This window comes from Actinacidiphila sp. bgisy160, assembly GCF_057707815.1.
The window spans coordinates 1-22,403 of record NZ_JBYIQW010000015.1 but is presented as its reverse complement, the minus strand read 5'-3'; the positions used below and the strand labels follow the sequence as shown (position 1 = coordinate 22,403).

Below are 22,403 nucleotides of genomic sequence, written 5' to 3'. Positions count from 1 at the left end.
ACAAGGCCGGACAGCGGGTTCCTGGTGGAGTGCCGGCCGGACAACGCCCCTGGCGACCGGGCGATGCACCCGGTCGCCACAAGGGACTTCACTGCGGCGGCGTGGAAGGCGGGGCTAGAGCGAGCCGCGCTTCACGTGACGGAGCAGGAGGAATCCCGCGATCGCGAGGACCGCTCCGAGGCCGGCCGGCCACAGGTTGGTCCCGGTGTCGGCCAGCCCGCCGTTGATCGCTTGCTGGCCCGCCTGTCCCGCGGGGCTCGGGGCGAACCCGCCGGGGGCGGGGGTCTGCCCGGGCGCCGCCGACTGCTCTTGGCCCTGCTGCCCGCCCTGTTGCTGGCCCTGCTGCTCGCCGTGGTGCTCGTGGCCGCCGGCGGGCGGGGTGGCGGTGTCGCCCTGGTCCGCCGGAGGTGTGGAGTCGGCCTTGGGCGTCACCGTGACGGGAGCGTCGGGGGTGTCACCGCCTCCGTTCTGGTCGTCGTCCGGGGTGTCCGCCGGGGGCTGCTCGGCACCGCCGTTGTCGTCGCCGTTGCCGGGCTGCTCGGTGCCGCCGTTGTCGTCGCCGTTGCCGGGCTGCTCGGTGCCGCCGTTGTCGTTGCCGTTGCCGGGCTGCTCGGTGCCGCCGTTGTCGTCGCCGTTGCCGGGCTGCTCCGCACCGCCGTTGTCGTCGCCGTTGCCGGGCTCCTCCGCGCCGTCGTCGCCGGCGCCGCAGGTGCGACCCTGGTTGATGCAGTCGGCCACCTGCTGCATCAGGCCCTCGTCGAAGATGTTGATGAAGTCGCCGTGGTCGGTGATCGGCTTGTGCAGGTTCTCGGGGAAGGAGTCCACCGCGAACAGCGGCACAGTCTTCCCGCCGTCCTGGAGGCTCGGCGCCTTGACGTCGTACACGATGCGCTGGACCAGCTGCGGGATGGCCTTGAAGCCTTGCGGGCAGTTGCCGCCCGCGTCGGCGAACGCGACGTGGGTTCGGTGGTTGGCGCTGTCGACGTTCTGCCCGTCCCAGCAGCTCTGGAAGCGGAAGGTGCGGACCACGTCGCTGCCGTCGGGGCAGAGCGGGTACTTGTCCTTCAGCTGCCGGTCCTCGAGACCGGTACAGCTCCAGGACGCGTTGGCGTTGGCCGGCCCGTTGACGAACGCCTTGGCGTCGCCGGTGATGATCCGCAGCAGGCGCGGCATAGGCGTGACCTTGCTGACGCGGTTGCCGACGAAGGTGAGCGTGACCTGCTTGGGGGTCACGATCTTCCCGGCGTTGCCCTCGGTGCCGCCGCCGGGCGCCTGGGCGTCCCGCTCCACGGTGCCGTCCTGCACGCGCAGCACGGGCCAGTAGTACGAGGACTTGTCGCCCTGGTCCTTGCAACTGGTCTCCGCCTTGGCCAGGTCGTCGATGGTGGCGAGCCCGTTGTTGGACTGGTTGCCGATGTAGTCGTGGAAGTGATGGGCGCCGTTGGTCACGCCGGGCGCGACGATGATGTTGTCGGAGTTGAACAGGCCGTTGGCGTTGACACCGCATTCGGAGGAGAACGTGCCGGAGGAGGCGTCCGACGGCTGCGGGCCGCGCGGGGCGTTCGGGCTCACGCTCATGATGTCGGCGAAGTCCGCCGCGACGGGGCCGTTGCCGCCCTGCCCGGCATTGGCCTGACCGCCGCCCTGGTCGCCGGGGGCGCCCTGGCCGGCCTGGCCGTTCTGGCCGCCGTCGCCCGTGGACGGCTGCGGACTGCCCTGCTGCCCCTCCTGGCCCTGCCGGCCCTCCTGGGCGTCGGCGGCGCGGACCGTGCACCCCGCGAGGCCCTCGACACCCTGCGGGGGGTCCCCCACCCGGTCGATGGCCTGCAGGATGCGCGCGATCGTCGCGGCGCGCTTGTCCTTCAGCGGGCCCAGTATCGCGTTGTCGACGAAGCCGGGGTCCTGCTGCTGGGCTGCCGACGTCTCCTTCAGCCGTTGGTAGGCCTCCGCTATCTGGCTGTCCAGCAGGGCGAGTTCCTTGTCGACGTCCTCCTTCGCCTGTTCGGGCACGGAGGTCAGTTGCGTGCCGACGTCGGGGCAGTCGACCGTGAGCGCCTGGCCCGCGGAGGTCGTCCGGGCGGTCTGGCCCGACGAGTCACCCTCGGTCGCCGAGGCGAAAACGTTCGCCGTGACAAGGACTCCGCCTCCCAGCATCAGGGCGACGGCCACAAAGGTGCCGCTACGTGTACCGGTAGCACGTCTGCGCGAATTGCGTACCAAGGAAACCCTCCTGCGCGCCTGATGATTGGCGGCCTGAACACGACAAGCCGCCGATACATACGGAGCCCACCCCCGGAGTGTTCAACCGCCCCGGGAATGCACAGGAGTTACGGGTCAAGGCCGGTTCCGCCCAGGCCGGGTCCGGTGGCCCCCACGCCACCGGGCGCGGCCGGCGCGCGCCTCACCAGGTGTGGGCCACGTCGACCACCAGGCGGTCGGACAGCTGGAACACCCGGAACGGCAGCCGGGCCCGGACCCCCAGACCCACCTGCGTGTCACCCTCGAAACTCGACGCGAACCTGGCGTCCCGGAAGGTCCGGTAGCCGGTCAGGTCGACCCCCGGCAGCGTCCGCCCCGCCCGGCCCGGGTAGGTCGCGGCACCGGTCTGCGGGTCGTACGAGGGGGCGGCGACCCTGATCTCGATGATCGCTCCGCCGGAGACCGGTATGACCCGGCCCGAGCCGTCCTGGTGGACGGCGGCGACGTACCGCACGGTGTAGCCGATGGTGTCCGTGCCCGCGGTGGGCACGTCGAACACCACGCGGTCGTAGCACTCGTGGCGGCCGGTCCTGATGTCGGTCAGCGGCCCGAAGTCGGCGTCGGTGGCGGACTTCGGGAGGCTGCCCCAGCCCGTCGGGCACGCCGCCGCGGGCGCCGCGGCCACGGTGGGCGCCGCCACGGCCATCCCCGCACCCGTCATCACCAGGGCGGCCAGCACCGCCCCGTATCGTTTCGCACGCATGGTTCCCCCTTGCATCGCGGCTCCTGCTTTCTCGTCATGTACGACATGCCGGGCAAGGGTTTGGTTGTGTGGAGCCGCCCCGAAAATATCCGCCGGCACTCGCCGCGTGGGTCGCGCTCGCGTCAGCCGGCGACACGGGGGAACGCCGTTCCCAGGACCTGCGTGACCGTGGCGAGGGTGGCCTCCGACGGTTCGCGCAGGCACACGTTGACGCGTACCTCGAAGGGCTTGCCGTACGGGGCTGCGCGACCGCTCCCCCAGGCGACGATCTCCGTGTCGCCCCTCAGGATCCGGCAGTTCTTCCCGGCGCGTACCGGCTCGCCCATCCGCAGCGGCGTCGCCAGGCCGGCCTTACCCGTCACGGCGGGCCGGAACGACAGCAGCACCCCGCCTTCCTCCAGAGCCTTCAGTGGCACGCAGGCGGGGAGCGCGTCATCGGCCAGGTCGGGGCAGAAGCCGCGTGACGGGCGGCTCAGGGGCTGTGAGGAGACGAAACCCGTCGCCGTGGCGCGGTCGTCGACGGACAGACTGTGCCAGCTTCGCGGTACCTGCAGGATCAGTCCGGCCCCGTGCAGGAGACGGACCGTCTTGAGGAGCCGCGTGGTGCCGGCCGGGGGCGTCGCGGTGGGGAGGGCACGCTGCCGCTCGGGGGCCGCGGCCGCCGGCTGTACGTCACCCGGTGGCCGCAGCCCCGGTACGAGGGCCACGCAGGCCACGACGGCGGCCACCGCCGTGGCCGCCCCGGCCGCTGCCGCACGGCGCCTCCGGCGACGCTGCACACGCCGCCGGATCTGCCTCATGCGGTCGGCGGGCGTCGCGGGCTGCGGCACCCCGTCGCGCAGGAGGCGGCGCAGCGCCTGTTCCGTCTCGTGCCACTGCTCGTCAGGCGCGGCGCGCATGTTCCTCACTCCCAATCCACCCGCCGAGACGTCCCCGCGTCGACCGGCGCCTCACGTACGTGCACCCCGGGCTCTCCCCGGAGTTTCTGTGCCGCCCGGTCCGGACCTCCGCGAACCGCGTACGACGGGCCCCTGCCATCGCGCTCCTGTCCCGGTTGAACTCCTCACCCCTGTTCCAACCAGGTGGGGCGCCGTTCGGTTGCCCGCGGAACCGGAGCCGTCCCACCGGCTCCCCCCCGATGGACAGGCGCGACCCGTGGTCGGGGCCGCCGTCCGCCGCCTCGCCGGCCGCGTGTGGAGGGAGACCGCCGACCTGTGGGTCTGCTGCTCTTCCCGCGCGGCAGATGCAGACGCCGTACGGCTCGTGCGTCACGGGTGCACGAAGGCCGTGATCCGCTCCGGAACGCAGAAGCCCGCGGCGCAGGCCGGGCACGTGGTGCGGCCGAACAGGTGGGTCGGCCGCCGGCAATGATCGCAGCCGCCCTCGTCTGAAGGGCGGGCGGACGCCGCCATGACGAGCCGGCCCGGCCGGCGGCGCCGCCCCGCCGTCCGGGGTACCGGGACGGCGGGGCGGGGCGGCGGGGCGGCGGGGCTCAGGCCTCGGTCACTCCTCGCTCACTCCTCGGTCGGGCCGAGGTCGGGGGTGTCGCGCAGGTCGGCCGTCGCGCGGGCGGTCGCGTGGAGTTCCAGCACCACGAGTTCGTTGGTGCCGGCGCGCAGGACCGGTCCGGGGACGTAGAGGCGGCGCTGGGGGCCTCGGGACCAGTGGCGGCCGAGGGCGAAGCCGTTGATCCAGGCGTTGCCCTTGGTCCAGCCGGTGAGGTCCAGGTACGTGTCGGCGGGCTGCTCCACCTCGAACTCCCCGCGGTGGAAGGCGGGTCCCACGGGCTGCGGGCCGCCGGTGGTGAAGGTCAGGCCCGACAGGTCGTCCAGGGGCAGGGGCCTGCTGCTCCAGCCGGTCAGTTCAATGCCGCCCGCGGTGACGGTCCCGGTGAGGCCCTTGCGGTCGTGGATGCCCTGCCCGTAGTTGACGCGGCCCTGGTTCTCGACGAGGACGGTCAGAGTGGCTCCGCCGGCGGGCACGGTGACGGCCAGGGCGCTCTCGTGCAGTTCGCGTTCGAGGACGCCCGCCGGGGCGCCGTCGAGGAAGACCTGCGCCCGGTCCGCGATCCCGGCGAAATGCAGCAGGGCCGGGCCCGGCTCGCGCAGCGCGGTCTCGTACAGCACAAAGCCGAAGTCCTGGCCGAGTTCCTCCATGGTCAGCGGGCGCGGCCCGGTCACCGCCTCGCCGAGGCGGTCGGCGGAGCCGAGCAGCGGGGCGCTGCCGGTGAGCGGGACGCCGAGGAGGTTCAGCTTCTTGGACGGCTCGGGCAGGGGCTCGCCGGGGACGGTGGTGTGCCGGGCGAGCACGTCGCGGAAGGCCAGGTACTTGGGGGTGATGTCGCCGGCCTCGTCCAGGGGCGCGTCGTAGTCGTAGGAGGTGATGGTGGGCCGGTAGGTGTGCTTGTCGTTGGCGCCGTTGGTGAAGCCGAAGTTGGTCCCGCCGTGGAACATGTACAGGTTGACGCTGGCGCCGGCCGACAGCATTTCGTCGAGGTCGGCGGCGGCGGACGCGGCGTCGCGGACGACGTGCACGCCGCCCCAGCGGTCGAACCAGCCGTTCCAGAACTCCGTGCACATCAGCGGCCCGTCGCCCTGGTGCTCGCGCAGCGCGGCCAGGCCCTGCGCGGGGCGACTGCCGAAGTTGACGGTGCCGAGGACGCCCGGGAGGCTGCCGCGGGCGAGGTCGGCGGGCTGGTCACAGGTGAACAGGGGGACGTCCACGCCGCCGTCACGCAGCTTGTCCTGAAGGTGCGTCAGGTAGACGGGGTCCTCACCGTAGGCGCCGTACTCGTTCTCCACCTGCACCGCCAGGACGGGCCCTTGGTTGGTGGACAGGTAGGGCACGACCAGCGGCAGCAGCCGGTCCAGGTAGTCGTCCACCGCCGCCAGGTAGCGCGGGTCTACGGTACGCAACCGGATGCCGGGCGTGGCGAGCAGCCAGGACGGCAGTCCACCGCCCTCCCACTCGGCGCAGACGTACGGGCCGGGGCGTAGCAGGACGTGCAGGCCCTCCTGCTGCGCGAGTTCCAGGAAGGCCGGCAGGTCCAGGCCTTCGTCGGCACGGAAGGTCCCCGGTCGCGGCTGGTGCAGGTTCCACGGCACATAGGTGTCGATGGTGTTGAGTCCGAGCAGCCGTGCCTTGCGCAGCCGGTCGCGCCACTGGGCGGGGTGGACGCGGAAGTAGTGCAGGCCACCGGAGATGATGCGGAACGGTTCGCCGCCGAGGCGGAATTCGTTCCCTTCGATCCGCAGTACGGGCATGGGCCGTGCTCCTCCAGTGGAGTCGAGTTCTGGTGCGTGCGGTGCGGTCACGGGGCGTTCGCCGGTGTGCGGCGGGGACGCCCCGTGACGGGATGTTTGCGTTGCCATCGCGATGGTGCGGTGACCGCGGGAAACTTCCGGGGCAAGGTCAGCGGCCGTGTGGCGGCGGGGCGGTACTGGCGCGCACGACCAGACTGGTGGGCACCAGCGTGGTGCCCCGCTCCGCCTCGTCGTTGCGGATCTGCCGCAGCACCCCGTCGACGCAGCGCCGGCCGACCTCGGCGAAGTCCTGGTGGATCGTCGTCAGCGGCGGCATGTACGAGGCGGCCTCGGGGATGTCGTCGAAGCCCACGACGCTGACGTCCTCCGGCACCCGCCGGCCGTGCTCGCGCAGGGCTCGCAGCAGCCCGAGTGCCATCTGGTCGTTGGCGACGAACACCGCGGTGCAGCCGGGGTCCCCGGCGATCCGCAGCCCGGCCTCGTAGCCGGACTCCGCGGACCAGTCGCCGCGCAGCAGCGGCGGCACCTCGCGCCCCGCCGCCTCCAGGGCCGCCCGCCAGGCACCCACGCGGCGCTCGGCGGCGAACGACTCCTCCGGGCCGGCGATGTGCCGCACCGTGCCGTGGCCGAGGCCCAGCAGATGCTCCACGGCCGCCCGCGCGCCGCTGGCCTGGTCGGTGTCGACCACGCAGTACCGGTCGCCGGCGTCGGAGTCCACCACGACCACCGGAGCGGTCGGCGGCAGCGCCACCGTCATCGCGTCCAGCAGGTGGACCTCCATGATCATCACGACGCCGTCCACCGCCAGCTCACCGAGCCGGGTGAACGCGCCCCGGACCCCGTCCTGCGTGGGCGCGGTGACCGGCAGCAGCGTCGTGGCGTAACCCTCACGGGCCGCGGAGGAGGCCACCGCCTCCAGTGTGCGCATGTTTCCGGTGCTGGAGAGGTTGAACAGGATGACGCCGATGGTGCGGAACTCACCGCGCTTGAGGGCGCGGGCGGCGCTGTTGGGCCGGTAACCGAGCTCCTTCATCGCGGCCAGCACCTGCCGCCGGGTCTCCTCCAGCACCCCGGGGAAGCCGTTGGAGACCCGGGAGACGGTCTGCGCCGAGACGCCCGCCAGCTTGGCCACGTCGGCCATCGACGCACCGCGCCGCCGCCGCTGCGCGCCCGCCGCAGAGCTCTGTCCGGTCCCGTCCACGTGCGTCGTACACCTCATACGTTTCACAGCCGTTGGTGGTCAGAAGTCTAGGGGGGCGCAGCTGCGCGGACCGGCCGTCCGCGGGCCCCCGGGCCGGCACCGGCGCTCCCCCGTGGGGGAGCCGCGGGCACCGGCCGCGGATCTCGACGGGGCGTCAGCCACCGACGCTGAAGCCCTGGTCCTTGCCGTACTTGACCGAGGCGTCCTGCCAGGTGCCCAGGGCGTCCGACAGCGGCGTGGAGGACACATAGGCCTTGCCGACGGTGTCGTTGAAGATCGAGTTGGCGTACACCTGGTACGGAAGGTACGACCAGCCCTTGACGACGTCCGCCGCCGACTTCGCGAAGATCTCGTTGGCCTTCTGGCCGCCGAAGTAGGGGAACTCGGTGTCCAGGAACGCCCGGGAGTTCAGGTCCGCGGTCGTGGCCGGGAAGGCGCCGCCCTTGATGCGGGCCTGGACGCCGGCGTCCTTGTTCGCGTACTTCACGAAGGCGTAGGCCAGCGGCTTGTCCTTGGCGGCCTCCATCACCGCCAGCGAACTGCCGCCGTTCTCGGCGCTGGCGCTCTGGCCCGCCTGCCACTGCGGCAGCGGCGCGGCACGCCAGTCACCGGACGCCGAGGGCACGCCGGAGACGAAGTTGGCGGGCATCCAGGCGCCGGTCGACAGCGTGGCGATCGTGCCGTCGGCCAGGCCCTTGTACCACTGGTCGCTCCAGGACGCGATGGGCGCGAGGAGCTTCTCGGAGATCAGCTTCTGCCAGACCTCGGTGACCTTCTTCGTGCCCGCGTCGCCGAAGTCGACGTTCACCTTGGTGCCGTCCACCGTGTACGGATGGCCCCCGGCCTGCCAGATCAGGCTGGTGACGAACCCGGCGTCACCGGTGTCGTTGGTGATGTACGCCTTCGGGTCGGCCTTGTGCAGGGCGCGGGCCGCCGTCAGGTACTCGTCCCAGGTCGTGGGAACCGCGATCTTGTACTTGTCGAGGACCTTCTTGTTGTAGAACATCGCCATCGGCCCGGAGTCCATGGGCAGCGCGTACACACCGCCGCCCACGGCGACGGAGTTCCACGGGCCGGGCGAGTACGCCTTGGACAGGTCCTTGGCACCGTACGGGCCGAGGTCGGTGACGGACTTGCCCAGCGCGAACTGGCTCAGCGCGTAGTACTCGATCTGCGCCACGTCCGGCGCCCCGGAACCGGCCTGCACCGCGTTCTGCAGCGCCGTGTACTGGTCGTTGCCCGTGCCCGCGTTGACCAGCTTCACCTTGACCTTCGGGTACGTGGCCTGGAAGTCGGTCACCACCTGCTTCAGCGTCGGCTCCCACGCCCACACCGTCACCGTGCCGCCCTTGTTCAGCGCGGCCTCGACGCTGCCCGCGTCCGCGGCCTTGGCACCCGAGCCGGAGTCGTCAGAGGAACCGCACGCGGTCAGGGCCAGCGCCGCGGCGCAGAGCACCGCGATCCCCTGCGCCGAACGGCGCAATGGCTTGTTCGTCATCGCATCTCACTTCGTTGTGGTGATGGTCTGCGGCACCACCCGTCGCCAGGGCACGGTGTGCCGGGCGCGGGACCGCAGGGGGAGGGTGGGTACGGCGCCGCCGCGGCGCCGGTGATCATTCCTTGACGCTGCCGGCGGCGAGCCCGGACTGCCAGAAGCGCTGCAGGAGGAGGAAGGCCGCGATCAGCGGCACGATGGTCAGCAGCGAGCCGGTGACCACCAGGTTGAACACCGGCTGCCCGCCCGCGGTGGCGGCCTGGGCGTTCCAGGCGTTGAGCCCCAGGGTGAGGGGGTACCAGTCCGGGTCCTTGATCATGATCAGTGGCAGGAAGTAGTTGTTCCACGTCGCGACCACGGTGAAGAGCAGCACGGTGACGATGCCGGGTCCCAGCAGCGGCAGGCTGATCCGGAAGAAGGTGCGGATCTCCCCCGAGCCGTCGACCCGGGCGGCCTCCAGCAGCTCGTCGGGGATCGCCTCGGAGGCGAAGACCCACATCAGGTAGAGGCCGAACGGCGAGATCAGCGAGGGCACGATCACTGCCCACGGCGTGTTGGTCAGGCCCATCTTGCTGAACATCAGGAACGTCGGCACGGCCAGGGCGGCGCCCGGCACGGCCACCGCGCCGATCACCACCGCGAACACCGCGCGCTTGCCCGGGAAGTCGAACTTCGCCAGGCCGTAGCCGCCCAGTACGGCCAGGCAGGTCGCACCGCCCGCGCCCAGCGCCACGTACAGCAGGGTGTTGAGCAGCCAGCGCACGAAGATGTGGTCGTCGTAGGTGAGGGTCTGCGAGATGTTGTCCCACAGCGCGAAGTCACCGCTGAACCACAGCCCGAAGGAGTCCAGCAGGCTCTTCTGGGTCTTGGTCGCGCTGATCACCAGCCAGGCCAGCGGGACCAGGGTGTAGACCGCGACGAGCGCGGTCAGGACGGTGAGCAGGACACTGCGCCGGGGCCGGTCCGCGGAGTGCCGCCGGCCCGCCGGACGCCCGGACGGTGCGGCGCCGCCGCTCTCGCGCCGCGGGGCCGGGACGCCGGCTTGGGTGCTCGCCTGGGCCATCGTCAGGCCTCCTTGCGCATGCCGCGCAGCTGCACGACGTAGGCGGTGATCATCGTGACGACCCCCATGACGATCGCGACGGTCGCCGCGTAGTTGTGCTGCTGCCCGGAGAAGGACAGCGAGTAGGTGTAGAGGTTCGGTGTGAAGTACGTCGTGATGGCATTGGGCGCCAGCGGCTTGAGGATGCTCGGCTCGTTGAACAGCTGGAAGCTGCCGATGACGGAGAAGATCGTCGCGATGACCAGCGCCCCGCGGATCGCCGGGATCTTGATGGAGGTGACGATCCGCAGCTGGCTCGCGCCGTCGATCTCGGCCGCCTCGTACAGGGACCGCGGCACGACGTGCAGCGCCGAGTAGAAGATCAGCATGTTGTAGCCGACGAACTCCCAGGTCACGATGTTGCCGATGCTCGCCAGCACCAGGCTGGGCGAGAGCGGGTTCGGCAGCGAGGCACCGAAGGTGTCGTTGATGTCGGCGACCAGGCCGAAGCGGTCGCCGTACATGAAGCCCCACATCAGCGTCGCCACGACGGCCGGGACCGCGTACGGCAGGAAGATCGTGATCCGGAAGAACTTCCGGCCGTGCAGCCGCCCGCTGTCCAGGGCGATGGCGACCAGCAGCGCGATGAACAGCATGATCGGCACCTGGACGGCGAGGATCAGCGCGACGCGGCCGAGACCGGACCAGAACTGGCCGTCCTGGAAGGCCTGGACGTAGTTGTCCAGGCCGACGAAGGAGGTCCCGCCGATCAGGCGGTCGCGGAAAAGGCTCAGGTAGATCGAGTAACCGATCGGCGCCAGGAAGACCAGCGCGAAGACGATCATGAACGGTGCCACGAAGCCCCATCCCAGCCAGCGCCGGCCCCGGCGTCCTCGGGGAGGAGCGGTCCGGCCGGTGCCCGGTGGCGGCGGTACGGCAGCCATGATCCCATCCTTCACATCGTCGTGCGGGGCCCTGCCGCAACGGGCGGGACTGGGATGGTTGCGCAAACATCAGCGACCGCGGTCGGCGCACGTTTACGCAAACATTGATGGACGCGATGTTGGCACCGCCCATCAGGACACGTCAAGAGGCCGACGCGGTTCCCCCCGGCGCGCACCCGCAAGACCGTCCCCACACGCCAACGGCCCTTCCAAGAGCCGAAGCCGACTGCCGCCGGCCCGCGAAGCGGACCGGCGGCACCACGGTCACTCCGTACGCAGCCCGTCCGCCCGCATCATCCGCCACAACGCCGGAAGGCTCAGCACCGCCACCGCCAGGACCGCCGCCCCACCGATCCCGGCGTACGGCAGGAACACCCACCAGTCCCGCACCGGCTTCACCACGACCCCCAGCAACACCCGGCCCAGAACCAGCCCACCCGCGATCGCCACGACCGTACCCGCCACCACCGGCACCGCCGTCTGCCACAACACCGACCACGCCAGCGTCCCGCGCCGCGTACCGAAGGCCACCAGCACCGACAGCAAACGCCTGCGCTCCCGCAACTGCTCGATCTGCGCCACCAGCAACCCCGCCGCGATCAGCACCACCGTCAGCGTCCCACCGATCCGCAGACCCGTCTGCACACTGGAGTACTGCCGGTCACGCTGCACATTCACCAGCCCGTGGACCCGCAACGTCGGATCCAGCCGCGCCGCGGCGTTGCGCAAGTGCTCCGCCGCGTCCGGAACACCGCGGTCGACCGCCACCCACGCGGAGGTCGACGCCCGCGGCAACCGGTGCCCGGCCAGCGCCCCCGGGGTGGCCAGGATGCCGTCGTGCACGTCACCCACCGGATCCCGCACCGCCACCACCGCGCGGGCCGACACCGGCAGCGTCCACAACTCACCCTCCGGGACGCCCTCCGGTACACCGTCGGACACGGCGTCGAGATCCATCCGCGCACCCGGCCCGGCGACCTCGTCGGTGAGGAGATTCTCCTGCCGGGCCCGCCGCGACGTCCCCGGCTGATGAGCCACGAAGGTGTCACCGTCACGGCACGAGGGCAACGAGGCCAGGGACCGCAGCGTCGCACAACCGGCCACCGTGAGCGTGGTGACCGACCCGGGCCCCCCACCCCCATCCAGGCGGCTCACATACGTCGAAACCGTGGCGACCACCCGCCGCACACCCTCGACCTGCCGCAACTCCCCGGCCAGCCGCTCCGCCAGCGCCGGGGAACCCACACTCCCCGAAGCAGTGGCCACACCGAAGTCCGCGCGGACGGCACCGGCACGAGCGGACCCCGACCCGGCGGCCCTCGGAGCCGACGACGTCGCGAAGTCCTCCTGCATACCCCCGAACACCATCTGCAGCGCGATCGCCCCGGCCACCGCAACGGTGATACCGCTCACCGCCCGTGACGCCGTCCCGCTGCTCAACTGCAACCGGCGCACCGCCAGTTGCCACGCCACCGGCCCCCCGCGCAGCCGCCTCACCACGGCCTCCACCAGCCATGGCAACAGCCCGGTCAGCCCCACCAGGACCAACACCGCGCCCACCACGATCGGATACACACCGCCCGACCCCAGCTCCTCGTCCGCCGACCCCGTCACCGTCAGCACACCGACCCCCACGACAGGAGCGACCAGCCGCCACCACAACCGGCGGGGCCGCAGCCCGGCATGCCGCACGACCCCCAACGGCTCGATCACCACCGACCGCAACGCGGACTGCGTGACCGCGACCGACCCCACCACGATCGCCACCACGATCAGCCCCGCCGGCACCGGATCAGGAACCACATCAGCCGGAAACGCACTCACGCCCCACAACCGCACCGAACCCGCCAGCCGCCGCGCCCCCAGGAACAGCCCGGTCCCCACCAGCAGCCCGAGCCCGGCACCGAACAGCGCCTCACCCGCCGCGATACGACGGGTCATCGCGACATCCGCGCCCACCAGCCGCAACGCGGCCAGCCGCCGGTCCCTGCGGTCACCGCCGAACCGGACGGCGGTGGCGACGAAGACACCCACCGGCACCAGCAGGACCACGCAGATCAACGCGACCAGCACCACCAGCCGCGGATCGAAACGCCCGGAGCCGGGGTCATGGCCGTACCCCGCGGACCTGATCGCGCCCCCGTCCCTGGTGAGCGCCGCGCTCCCGGCGTAGAAGCGCAACTCCCCCGGTTCGAGTAGCCCCCGGTCCGCGATGGTCCCCGTGATCCGGTAGCCGAGCCGCTCCCTGAGCAGGGCCCCGGACGGCGAACCCAGCAGCTCGCGCAGAGCGGGCGACACCACCATCTCCCCCGGCCCGGGAATGCGCGCCACACCCGGCGGCGGCGGAGCACCCGGACCGTCCGGACGCAGCAACCGCCCCCCGACGGCCTCGCCACGGAATTCGGTGTCGGCGTCGTACCAGAGGAACGTCGTGTCCCCGCGCCGCACCGAGACCTCGCTCTCGAAGTTCGGCGTCTCCCGCGCGTGGCCGCGCTCTTCGCGGGCGTCCAGTACGTTCGGCACCGCGGCGGCGAGGAACAGCAGGGCCACACCGAGGCCGACTCCCACCGCGGTCAGGGCCGTTCTGATCCACCCCTCGCGGCCTCCGGAGCCCGCCAGGCGCATCCCGAGCCCCAGGTCCCGCAGCGCCGAGCGGATGCGCCCCGGCGCGTCCCCAGTGCCGTGACGGCTCATGCGGGGCCCCCTGGGCACGGCATGCCGTCGTGCGACACGGATCGGCGGTTGCGGGTCGCGGCCTGGGGCGGCGCGAGCGGATGGCGGAACGGGTCGAAGAACATGCAGCGAATATACACGCCGTCTATACACTCAATGTCTACACACAAGGTGTCAGCGCAGTGTGCTCGCAGTTCCACCCCATCTCCTCCAAAGGATGGACATAACGCCTGATCAAGGCGACCTGATGCGGCGTGCGGAGGGGGCGGGTACACAGTGGCAGGAGTGTCGACGCTGGTAATGGTGGAGACGACTGAACCGCCGGGCCCGCGCGTGAACCCGCGGCCACCCCGGGCGCCGCGGACCTCCGGGCGAAGCTTCTCGACCCTCGCATTACTTGCGCCCAGCGGGCCGCGGCCTCGATGGACCGGCTCGTGGACCTGCTGTCGGCGGGGCTTTTCGGCACCCGTCGTCTCCCCGGTGGAAACCGGCGGGCGGGAGGCCCGTTCCTGCGCGCAGGGCATCGTGACCGGGCCGAAGGCGGCGATCACGCGTCAATGATGTGGACTCGCCAAGATCTTCTGCCGTAATGTCCTCGTGCCCGCCGCTCGGCGAGCGCGTCTCCATGCTCTGTCCCTGGGGGGGATCCCATGTCGCTCAACCCTGTCGGGCCGCCGCCCGGCGCCCCGTACCCCACGCCTGCCGGGCTCCCGGCGAACACCTCCGTGCTCCGTTCCCCGCTGGGTCTGGCGACCGCGGTGGTGGTGCTCCTGTCGCTGGTGATCGTGGTCGACGTGCTCGCGATCGCCGCGGAGGCCGGTCGCTACGCCCTCATGGGCACGGCGGTCGCCGACGAACTCGCCACCGTCGACCAGTCCGCGCTGAGCCGCTCCGACCTGTGGACGGGCAACGCCGCGGCCCTGCAACTCCTCGCCCTGGTGGCGACGGGCGTCGTCTTCATCGTCTGGTTCCACCGGGTCCGCTCCAACGGCGAGGTGTTCGCCCCCAAGGGGTTCGAGAAGAGTCGCGGGTGGGCGATCGGCGGCTGGTTCATCCCGATCGCCTTCTTCTGGATCCCGTCCAGGATCGCCCGGGAGACCTGGGTCGCCAGTTCCCAGACCACGCAGGACGGCCGCCTGCGGCCCGCCGACTCGGGCCCCGTCGCGTACTGGTGGGGGGCATGGGTGGCCGTCCAACTGCTGCACCTGCTGTCGGCACTCGTCACCAACGAGAACTCCGTGTACGCCGACGACCTCCGCGACGCCGCCGGCTTCGCCATCGCCGCGGACGCCGTGGACATCCTGGCCGCGGTCCTCGCCATCCTGTTCGTCCGCAAGCTCACGGCCATGCAGCACCGCAAGGCCACGGAAGGCCCGTTCGCCCTGTCCTGACCGTGGAACCGTCCACGGTCGGCTGATGTCAGTGGCGGGCCCCACGCTCCCCGGTCGTGGACATCGACGATCTTGCGCAGCGGGCGAAGTCCTACGCTGTTCGACCCCTACGGCTGGGACCCGGATCAGGGTCTGGACGCGGCCATCGCCCTGCTCGGCGTGCGCTGCGCGCGTACGGCCGGCGGTACCGCGGAGGAGGCGGAAGAGCGGCTGCGTGAGGCCTCCGCCCGCGGTCCGGTGCTGGTCGGTCCCGTCGACATGGGGCTACTGCTCCACCAGCCGGACACACCCACCGCCGACGGTGGCGACCACTTCGTGGTCGTGCTGGAGGTCGACGGCGGTGGTCTTCCACGACCCGCACGGTCATCCCTACGCGACGCTCCGGTCGCGGACCTCCTTGCCGCGTGGGAGGCGAAGAGGGTCGGCTATACCGATGACCCGTACGTGATGCGCGCCGGCTTCGTCCAGGAACGGAAGGTCTCGGCGAAGGAGGCGCTGCGGAGGGCGTTGCCCGACGCTGAGCGTTGGCTGGCAGGTCGCCACGACCGTGCCGGCGCGCGGTCAGCGCGCTGTCGGCGGAACCGGCCAGTCTTCCCGGCCGCGTTCGTGCGCTTCGCCGTGTGCGGCGGCGGGGTGGGGCTGGTGTCCTCCGGGGTGCTGATGGCGCTGTCGGGGCGGGTGCCGGTCGCCCTGGCGAACGCGGTGGTGACGGTGGCCAGGGCGGTGCTGGCCACCGAGCTGCACGCGCGCTCCACCTTCGGGGGGGCCGCGCCGGGTGGCGGGCGCACCTGGAGTCGGCGCTGACCGTGGTGGTCTGCTACCTGTTCACCACGGCCGCCGTGCTGATCCTCCCGGCGGTGTGCGCCGCCCCCGGCATGCTGCTGCGGCAGTCGGTCTACTGGGCGGCCTCCGCGCTGGCCGGCGTGGGCCGCTTCTTGGTGCTGCGCGCGGTGGTCCTCGCCCGGCGGGGTGGCTCCGCCACGTCGGTGTGGCGCAGCGAAGCGGCGTACATCTCGTCGGGGTCGAGCCGGCGCAGTTCCTCGGCGATGAGCTCGGCGGTCGGCCGGACCTTCAGCGCGAGGTGCCGGTTGGGCTGCCCGGGGATGGTGAGGGTGGCCAGCGGGCCCTCGGGGCGGTCGATGTCGATGTCGCCGTCCGGGGTGCGCAGCCGTACCGCGGTGACGACGGGACCGTCGGTGACGACGCGGTCGACGGGCACGCGCAGGCGGTTGCCGAGCCAGCGGGCGAGGAGTTCGGCGCTGGGGTTGTCGGCCTCGCTCTCGACGACGGCCGAGGTGACCGTGGCCCGGGCCTGGTCGAGCGCGGCGGCGAGCATGGACCGCCAGGGCGTGAGCCGGGTCCAGGCGAGGTCGGTGTCGCCGGGGGTGTAGCCGGCGGCGCGGGTCGACAGTTCCTCCATGGGCTGCTCGACGGCGTACGCGTCGGTGATCCGTCGCTGCGCCAGCGCGCCGAGGGGGTCGGCGGCGGGGTTGGGGGGCGCGTCGACCGGCCACCACACCACCACGGGGGCGTCGGGCAGCAGCAGCGGCAGGACCACGCTGTGGGCGTGGTCGGCGAGTTCGCCGTGCAGGCGGAGCAGCACCGTCTCGCCGGTGCCGGACTCGCCGCCGACGCGGACCTCGGCGTCGAGGCGGGCGCCGCGGCGGTCGCGGGGGGAGCGGCCGGGCCGCTTGATGACGACCAGGATGCGCGAGGGGTGCTCGCGCGAGGCGTCGGAGGCGGCCTTGAGGGCGTCGTAGTGGTTGCCCTCGTCGGTGACGATGACCAGGGTCAGCACCATGCCGACGGCCGGGCTGCCGACGGCCCTGCGTGCCTTGATCAGCGCGGAGTTGATCTTGCTTGAGGTGGTCTCGGTCAGGTCGATGTTCATGGCCGGCGCCAGCTCCTGCCGTCTCGTGCGAGCATCTCGTCCGCCGCCTTCGGACCCCAGGTACCGGCGGTGTACTGCTCCGGTTCGCCGTGCCGGTCCCAGTACTCCTCGATCGGGTCCAGGATCCGCCAGGACTCCTCCACTTCCTGGTGCCGGGGGAAGAGGTTGGCGTCGCCGAGCAGCACGTCGAGGATCAGCCGCTCGTAGGCCTCCGGGCTGGACTCGGTGAAGGACTCGCCGTAGGCGAAGTCCATCGTCACGTCCCGGATCTCCATCGACGTCCCCGGCACCTTCGAGCCGAAGCGCACGGTGACGCCCTCGTCCGGCTGGACGCGGATGACCAGGGCGTTCTCCCCCAGCTCCTGGGTGTCGCTGTGGCTGAAGGGAAGATGGGGGGCGCGCTGGAAGACGACCGCGATCTCGGTGACGCGGCGGCCCAGGCGCTTGCCGGTGCGCAGGTAGAAGGGGACGCCCGCCCAGCGGCGGTTGTCGATGCCCAACCTGATCGCGGCATAGGTGTCGGTCCTGGACTCGGGGTCGATGCCGTCCTCCTCCAGATAGCCGGGCACCTCCTGGCCGCCCTGCCAGCCGTGCGCGTACTGGCCGCGGACCGTGTGCGCCCCCAGGTCGTCGGAGTACCGGACGTCCTGGAGGACCTTGAGCTTCTCCTGGACGAGGGACTTGGCGTCGAAGCCCGCGGGCTCCTCCATCGCGGTCAGCGCGAGCAGCTGCAGCAGGTGGTTCTGGATGACGTCGCGTGCGGCGCCGATCCCGTCGTAGTAGCCCGCGCGGCCACCGATGCCGATGTCCTCGGCCATCGTGATCTGCACGTGGTCCACGTAGGAGCGGTTCCACAGCGGCTCGAACATCGTGTTCGCGAAGCGCAGCGCCAGGATGTTCTGGACCGTCTCCTTGCCCAGGTAGTGGTCGATCCGGAAGACCTCTGCGGGCGGGAAGACCTGGTGGACCACCCGGTTGAGCTCCTGGGCGCTGGCCAGGTCGTGGCCGAAGGGCTTCTCGATGACGGCCCGCCGCCAGGACCCCGCGGGAGGGTCGGACAGCCCGTGCTTCTTCAACTGCTGCACGACCAGGGGGAAGAACTTGGGCGGCACCGAGAGATAGAAGGCGAAGTTGCCGCTGGTGCCCCGGGCCTTGTCCAGTTCCTCCACGGTCGTGCGGAGGGCGTCGAAGGCGTGGTCGTCGCCGAAGTCGCCGGGCACGAAGCGCATTCCGGTTGCCAGTTCCGTCCAGACCTCATCGCGGAAGGGGGTGCGCGCGTGCTCCTTGACGGCGTCGTGGACGACCTGCGCGAAGTCCTCGTCCGCCCAGTCGCGGCGCGCGAAGCCGACGAGCGAGAAGCCCGGCGGCAGCAGCCCGCGGTTGGCCAGGTCGTACACGGCGGGCATCAGCTTCTTGCGGGACAGGTCGCCCGTCACACCGAAGATCACCAGGCCGGACGGGCCCGCGATGCGTGGCAGCCGCCGGTCGGATGGATCGCGCAGCGGATTGTTCCAGCTGTCGGTTTCCGTCATGGTCCACTTCTCTTCATCGTGGGTGCGGCGGTCGTCGTGGCGCGCCCGGGGTCATGCGGCGCCGAAGAGTTCGAGGAGTGCGTCCTTGCCGAACATGCGGGCGGTGTCGATGGCCGAGGGGGTGCCCGCGGCAGGGTCGGCGCCGCCCTCGAGGAGGACGCGGACCACCTCGTCCTCGCCCTTGAAGACGGCACCGGCCAGCGGCGTCTGACCGCGGTCGTTGGCGCGGTCGGGGTCCGCGCCGTGCTGCAGGAGTGCGGCCACGGTGCCGGCGTGGCCGTGGTAGGCGGCGAGCATGATGAGCGTGTCGCCCTTGTCGTTGGTGAGGTCGGCCGGCACACCGGCGTCCACGTAGGCCGCCAGGGTCTCCGTGCCGCCCCGGCGGGCCAGGTCGAAGATCTTGGCGGCGAGTCGCAGGACGCCGGGGTCCTGCGCCAGGTCGTTCTGCGGGGTCGGCTCGCTCATCGTTCCTCACTGGGAGAGGCTGGTCGCCATGCGCGGCCGGGACCGTTCGTGATCCACCCTATGCGGCCTCGACCGCCCCGGCCTCGCCGGGCGTGTCCCGGTGCGCGACGGCACGGATGCGGGGACCACGCAGAAGCCATGGCCGAAGCTTAACGATTTTGATCACTCGAACGGGCGACTTCGCTGCTCCATCGGCGGGGCCTGCCACATGGCACGCCGGACGACCGGCGAGGATCGCGCCGGAAGAAACAGTTCGGCAGAGCCGAAAGGGTGAACTTCCCTATGAATCACCCATTTGCCTCTTTTCAGAACATATTACTATCTGTAATTCTGGAACAACTCATGGTGACAGTCCCCATCACACAGGAGTAGCCCCCATGATCCTGTCCATCTCAGGCGTCGTCCTGCTCGGAATCATCGTCTTCCTGTTCTTCCGCAAGGACGGACTCAAGGCCTCCCACGCGCTCGTGTGCGCCCTCTTCGGCTTCTACCTCGCGGGCACCGCCATCGCCCCGAGCATCAAGGCCGGCGGGGCGAGCCTGGCTAGCCTCCTGGGCGGGATCAAGTTCTAGCGCGGCCGTTCCGCACGGCCGATCCACCGGGCCCGGCGCCGCTCCGCACCGGGCCCTTCCCGTTCCGTTCCGTCGTACCTCCCCGCAACGATCCTCTGGAGCTCCCCGTGGTCCGGCGCCCCCTTTCCGCCCTCCTGAGCAGCCGCCCCTCGCTCTCCCGCGGCCGTGAGCTCGCGCGGGCCGCCGTCGACAGCACCACGGACGTCCTCCACCCGCTCTTCGTCATCGCGCGCGGACTGCGCCGTCAGGCCGGCTGGGCGCGCGACTGGTGGGGCAACACGCCCAAGGACCGGCGCGGACCGGCGCTGCTGGCCTCCGTGGGGGCCGCCTTCCTCGTCCTGGTCCTGCTGCCCTACGGGGCCTACCTGATGGTCGCCGCCTGGATGGGTTCCGCCGGCTGGATGGGGCGGGACCGCACTCCCGCGCCGACCGGGCCGAGCGGCGCCGAGGGCGACCGGCTGACCGCGCTGTACGAGGCTTTGGTGCCGTATTTGTCCGTCGCCGACGACCCCAACCCGCTCTACGCCCACGACGGCAGCTGGGAGAACGCCTTCGGCGCCTACACCTTCGAGGACGGGCGGCTGGTCAGCCTGAACCTCAGGTACCCCGCCTACTTCACCGACGGCGAGGCCACGGCCAGGGCCCGCGTCGAGCACGTGCTGCACGCCAAGGTGGGGCGCGGCCGCGAGTACCGCTTCGAGTGGAACGAGGAGGAGAACCACCTCACCCTCACCGCACTCCCCCCGCTGCCCACGGGCATCGCCGCGCAGCGCTTCGTCACCTCCCCCGGCGAGACGGTGCTCGGCTTCACCGACCCCGAGGCGGTGCAGCGCACCGTCCCGGTCGAGGACGGCGAGGGGCTCAGGGACGCGCCCCCGGTGATCTGGCGCACCGGCCCGCGCTCCACCGAGCCGCACCTGCTCGCCCTCGGACAGCCCGGCACGGGCACCACCACGCTGCTGCGCTCCATCGCGCTCCAGGCACTGCCGGACGGCGACGTCCTGGTCGTCGACGGCAGCGGGACCGGCGAATACGCGTGCCTGACCGGCCGGCCCGGCGTGATGGCCGTCGAGAGCGGCCTCGCGGGCACGCTGGCCACCCTGGAGTGGGCCGCGCACGAGACCGAGCGCCGCCTGATCGCCGTCAACCGGGCACGGCAGGCGGGCCGCACCGCACCCGACGACGTGCGGCGCCCGCTGTGGATCCTCGTCGACCGGCCGACGGTGCTCAGCCAGCTCGCGCACGCCGAGGGCCGCCCCGACCCGCAGGATCTCCTCGAGATCCCGCTGCGGCACGGCCGCGCGGCCGGCGTGACCGTCGCCGTCGCCGACCACCTCGACGGCGCCGAGGCGCTCTCCCAGGTGGTCATCGCCCAGACCAGGGCCCGGGTGCTGCTGGGCGCGGTCACCGCGGAGCAGACCCATGCGGTGCTCGGCGCGCCCCAGTGCTCCACGTCGGCCACGGAGGTGCCGCCGGGCCGCGGTTACGTGCGGCTGGGCTCGGGGCCGGTGCTCCGGGTGCAGGTTCCGGCGACCCCCGACCCCTACGACGAGGACGCCAGCGACGGGCACCGCCAGGCGGTCATGGCGCTGCTGCCGCCCGCGGACGTCGCACCCGGGACGGAGGCCGGGGAGCGGGAGGTGGAGACCGCCGAGGCCCCTGGGCCGGTCAGGGTCTCCGAGCCCTCGGGCGCGGTCCGGCCGGCCGGCGACCCGGCGCTGGAGCAGTGATCCGGACCGCCGCCGCGCGGGTCAGCGCCGCGGCAGTTCGTGCAGCCGCACCTCGGTCAGCGCGCCTCCGGCCGCCTCGGCGGTGAGGTAGGTGCAGTACGGCTGACGCCTGCGGTCGGTCGGCGAACCGGGGTTGAGCAGCCGCAGCCCGCCCGGCGCCATGCTGTCCCAGGGGATGTGGCTGTGCCCGAAGACCAGGACGTCCAGATCCGGGAAGCGCTCCGCGCAGCGGCGCTCGCGCCCCTGCGCCGGGCCGCTGTCGTGGACGACCCCGAAGCGCAGCCCGCCCAGCTCCGCCCGCGCGACCTCGGGGAGCCGCTCCCGCAGCTCGGGTCCGTCGTTGTTGCCGTACACGCCGATCACCCGGCGGGACCTCGCCTGGAGCAGGTCGAGGGTCGCGGTGTCGGCCCAGTCGCCGGCGTGGAGGACGACGTCGGCCTCGGGAATCCGGTCCAGTAGTTCGGCCGGAAGCTCTTTGGCACGTTTGGGCAGGTGTGTATCGGACATCACAAGAAGACGCACACGTTCACGCTATCCGCGCGGGGGGACGGGAGCGGTGCCGGGCACGGCGGCCGGAAGGGAGGCCGACGTCGCGGCGTGCCGCGCGGGGCGGCGTGGCCGGTGGGGCGACCCCGCGGTCGCCGGGACCGCGGGCCTCATCGATGAAGGGCCCACACGTCATGTGCGGTGACACCACCCCCACCCGTTCGGCCGAACTCGTTCAGCCCGCCGAGCCCGCCTACGTGGGCGCCGCGCGGCACTTCGCGTCCGAGCTGCTGGGGCTGTGGGGACTGGCCGCGGAGGACCGCATCGCCGCCGAGCTGATCGTCGACGAGCTCGCCGCGAACGCCGCGCGCCACGGCCGGGCCCAGATGTCGATCCGCCTGTGCATGCACGACGACGGCCTGGTCATCACCGTCACCGACAGCGGCGAGGCCCGGCACCACGACGGGGCCTCCTCCGACAGCACCCCGCCGGACGAGCACGGCCGCGGGCTGGAGATCGTACGCCGGCTGGCCGGGTCCACCTGCATCCACGACGACGAGCGCGGCCGCCGGGTGGTGACCACGCGCCCACTCGCGCCGCTCCAGCGGCCCGTCGCGGGGGTCACCAGCCCGGCGTCGTAGGCGCACGGGACATGGGCGACAGCGGCGGCCCGGACAGGGCCGCGCGGACCCGGCTTCAGCGGGCCGCGGGCCACATGGGTGCCACGCCGGTTCCGTGGAACGCCGGCCCGCACCA

The 22,403-nt window shown here is 72.0% G+C and carries 17 protein-coding genes and 1 pseudogene; 5 read left to right on the top strand and 13 right to left on the bottom strand.

The features are described from left to right. Window positions 1–114: 114 nt before the first annotated feature. The 9 genes from AC3EUJ_RS14920 to AC3EUJ_RS14880 all read right to left on the bottom strand — a co-directional run bounded on the left by AC3EUJ_RS14920 (window position 115) and on the right by AC3EUJ_RS14880 (window position 13,601). The gene (locus tag AC3EUJ_RS14920) at window positions 115–2,154 is read right to left on the bottom strand and encodes a DUF1996 domain-containing protein (protein ID WP_431961787.1); all 2,040 of its coding nucleotides are present in this window, start codon (window positions 2,152–2,154) and stop codon (window positions 115–117) included. A 247-nt stretch (window positions 2,155–2,401) separates the two neighbouring features. Continuing rightward, on the bottom strand, window positions 2,402–2,962 hold the full coding sequence (locus tag AC3EUJ_RS14915; RefSeq protein WP_431961684.1) for an AMIN-like domain-containing (lipo)protein: 561 nt from the start codon (window positions 2,960–2,962) through the stop codon (window positions 2,402–2,404). A 122-nt stretch (window positions 2,963–3,084) separates the two neighbouring features. After that, a complete protein-coding gene (locus AC3EUJ_RS14910; RefSeq protein ID WP_431961683.1) occupies window positions 3,085–3,861 on the bottom strand; it encodes a hypothetical protein in 777 nt (258 codons plus the stop codon). Between the two features lie 615 nt (window positions 3,862–4,476). Next, entirely contained in the window at window positions 4,477–6,225 is a 1,749-nt protein-coding gene (locus tag AC3EUJ_RS14905) for a glycoside hydrolase family 35 protein (protein WP_431961682.1), read from the bottom strand. Between the two features lie 148 nt (window positions 6,226–6,373). Further along, on the bottom strand, window positions 6,374–7,444 hold the full coding sequence (locus AC3EUJ_RS14900) for a LacI family DNA-binding transcriptional regulator (protein ID WP_431961681.1): 1,071 nt from the start codon (window positions 7,442–7,444) through the stop codon (window positions 6,374–6,376). Between the two features lie 136 nt (window positions 7,445–7,580). Then, entirely contained in the window at window positions 7,581–8,924 is a 1,344-nt protein-coding gene (locus AC3EUJ_RS14895; protein WP_431961680.1) for an ABC transporter substrate-binding protein, read from the bottom strand. A 115-nt stretch (window positions 8,925–9,039) separates the two neighbouring features. Beyond that, on the bottom strand, window positions 9,040–9,984 hold the full coding sequence (locus AC3EUJ_RS14890) for a carbohydrate ABC transporter permease (RefSeq protein WP_431961679.1): 945 nt from the start codon (window positions 9,982–9,984) through the stop codon (window positions 9,040–9,042). Window positions 9,985–9,986: 2 nt separating this feature from the next. Next, a complete protein-coding gene (locus tag AC3EUJ_RS14885; protein ID WP_431961678.1) occupies window positions 9,987–10,907 on the bottom strand; it encodes a carbohydrate ABC transporter permease in 921 nt (306 codons plus the stop codon). Between the two features lie 264 nt (window positions 10,908–11,171). Continuing rightward, window positions 11,172–13,601 (bottom strand): ABC transporter permease, encoded by a 2,430-nt coding sequence (locus tag AC3EUJ_RS14880; protein WP_431961786.1) that lies wholly within the window; start codon window positions 13,599–13,601, stop codon window positions 11,172–11,174. 629 nt (window positions 13,602–14,230) lie between these two features. On the opposite strand from AC3EUJ_RS14880, the gene AC3EUJ_RS14875 reads away from it, so the two are divergent. Beyond that, window positions 14,231–14,971, top strand: a complete 741-nt coding sequence (locus AC3EUJ_RS14875; RefSeq protein ID WP_431961677.1) for a DUF4328 domain-containing protein — start codon at window positions 14,231–14,233, stop codon at window positions 14,969–14,971. Between the two features lie 81 nt (window positions 14,972–15,052). Further along, window positions 15,053–15,520, top strand: a pseudogene (locus AC3EUJ_RS14870) (hypothetical protein); the annotation flags it as partial. 346 nt (window positions 15,521–15,866) lie between these two features. Here AC3EUJ_RS14870 and opcA read toward each other — a convergent pair. From opcA to AC3EUJ_RS14855, 3 genes are read right to left on the bottom strand one after another with little or no spacing between them, the layout of a single operon-like run. Next, window positions 15,867–16,862 carry a glucose-6-phosphate dehydrogenase assembly protein OpcA gene (gene opcA, locus AC3EUJ_RS14865; RefSeq protein ID WP_431961676.1) on the bottom strand — a complete coding sequence of 332 codons (996 nt, stop codon included), beginning with the start codon at window positions 16,860–16,862 and terminating at the stop codon, window positions 15,867–15,869. Further along, window positions 16,859–18,394 (bottom strand): glucose-6-phosphate dehydrogenase, encoded by a 1,536-nt coding sequence (gene zwf, locus AC3EUJ_RS14860; RefSeq protein WP_431961675.1) that lies wholly within the window; start codon window positions 18,392–18,394, stop codon window positions 16,859–16,861. The genes opcA and zwf overlap by 4 nt, the downstream gene beginning before the upstream one ends. Before the next feature lie 51 nt (window positions 18,395–18,445). Further along, the gene (locus tag AC3EUJ_RS14855) at window positions 18,446–18,859 is read right to left on the bottom strand and encodes an ankyrin repeat domain-containing protein (RefSeq protein ID WP_431961674.1); all 414 of its coding nucleotides are present in this window, start codon (window positions 18,857–18,859) and stop codon (window positions 18,446–18,448) included. A 377-nt stretch (window positions 18,860–19,236) separates the two neighbouring features. On the opposite strand from AC3EUJ_RS14855, the gene AC3EUJ_RS14850 reads away from it, so the two are divergent. Both AC3EUJ_RS14850 and AC3EUJ_RS14845 read left to right on the top strand, forming a co-directional pair. Beyond that, the gene (locus tag AC3EUJ_RS14850; protein ID WP_018534760.1) at window positions 19,237–19,431 is read left to right on the top strand and encodes a hypothetical protein; all 195 of its coding nucleotides are present in this window, start codon (window positions 19,237–19,239) and stop codon (window positions 19,429–19,431) included. 107 nt (window positions 19,432–19,538) lie between these two features. After that, window positions 19,539–21,161, top strand: a complete 1,623-nt coding sequence (locus AC3EUJ_RS14845; protein WP_431961673.1) for a hypothetical protein — start codon at window positions 19,539–19,541, stop codon at window positions 21,159–21,161. A gap of 21 nt (window positions 21,162–21,182) precedes the next feature. Here the strand turns inward: AC3EUJ_RS14845 and AC3EUJ_RS14840 are convergent, their stop codons facing one another. Further along, window positions 21,183–21,683 (bottom strand): metallophosphoesterase family protein, encoded by a 501-nt coding sequence (locus tag AC3EUJ_RS14840; RefSeq protein WP_431961672.1) that lies wholly within the window; start codon window positions 21,681–21,683, stop codon window positions 21,183–21,185. Window positions 21,684–21,841: 158 nt separating this feature from the next. Here AC3EUJ_RS14840 and AC3EUJ_RS14835 point away from each other — a divergent pair, with 158 nt between their 5' ends. Then, complete coding sequence (locus tag AC3EUJ_RS14835) at window positions 21,842–22,288, top strand: ATP-binding protein (protein WP_431961671.1); 447 nt, start codon at window positions 21,842–21,844, stop codon at window positions 22,286–22,288. Window positions 22,289–22,403 lie beyond the last annotated feature (115 nt).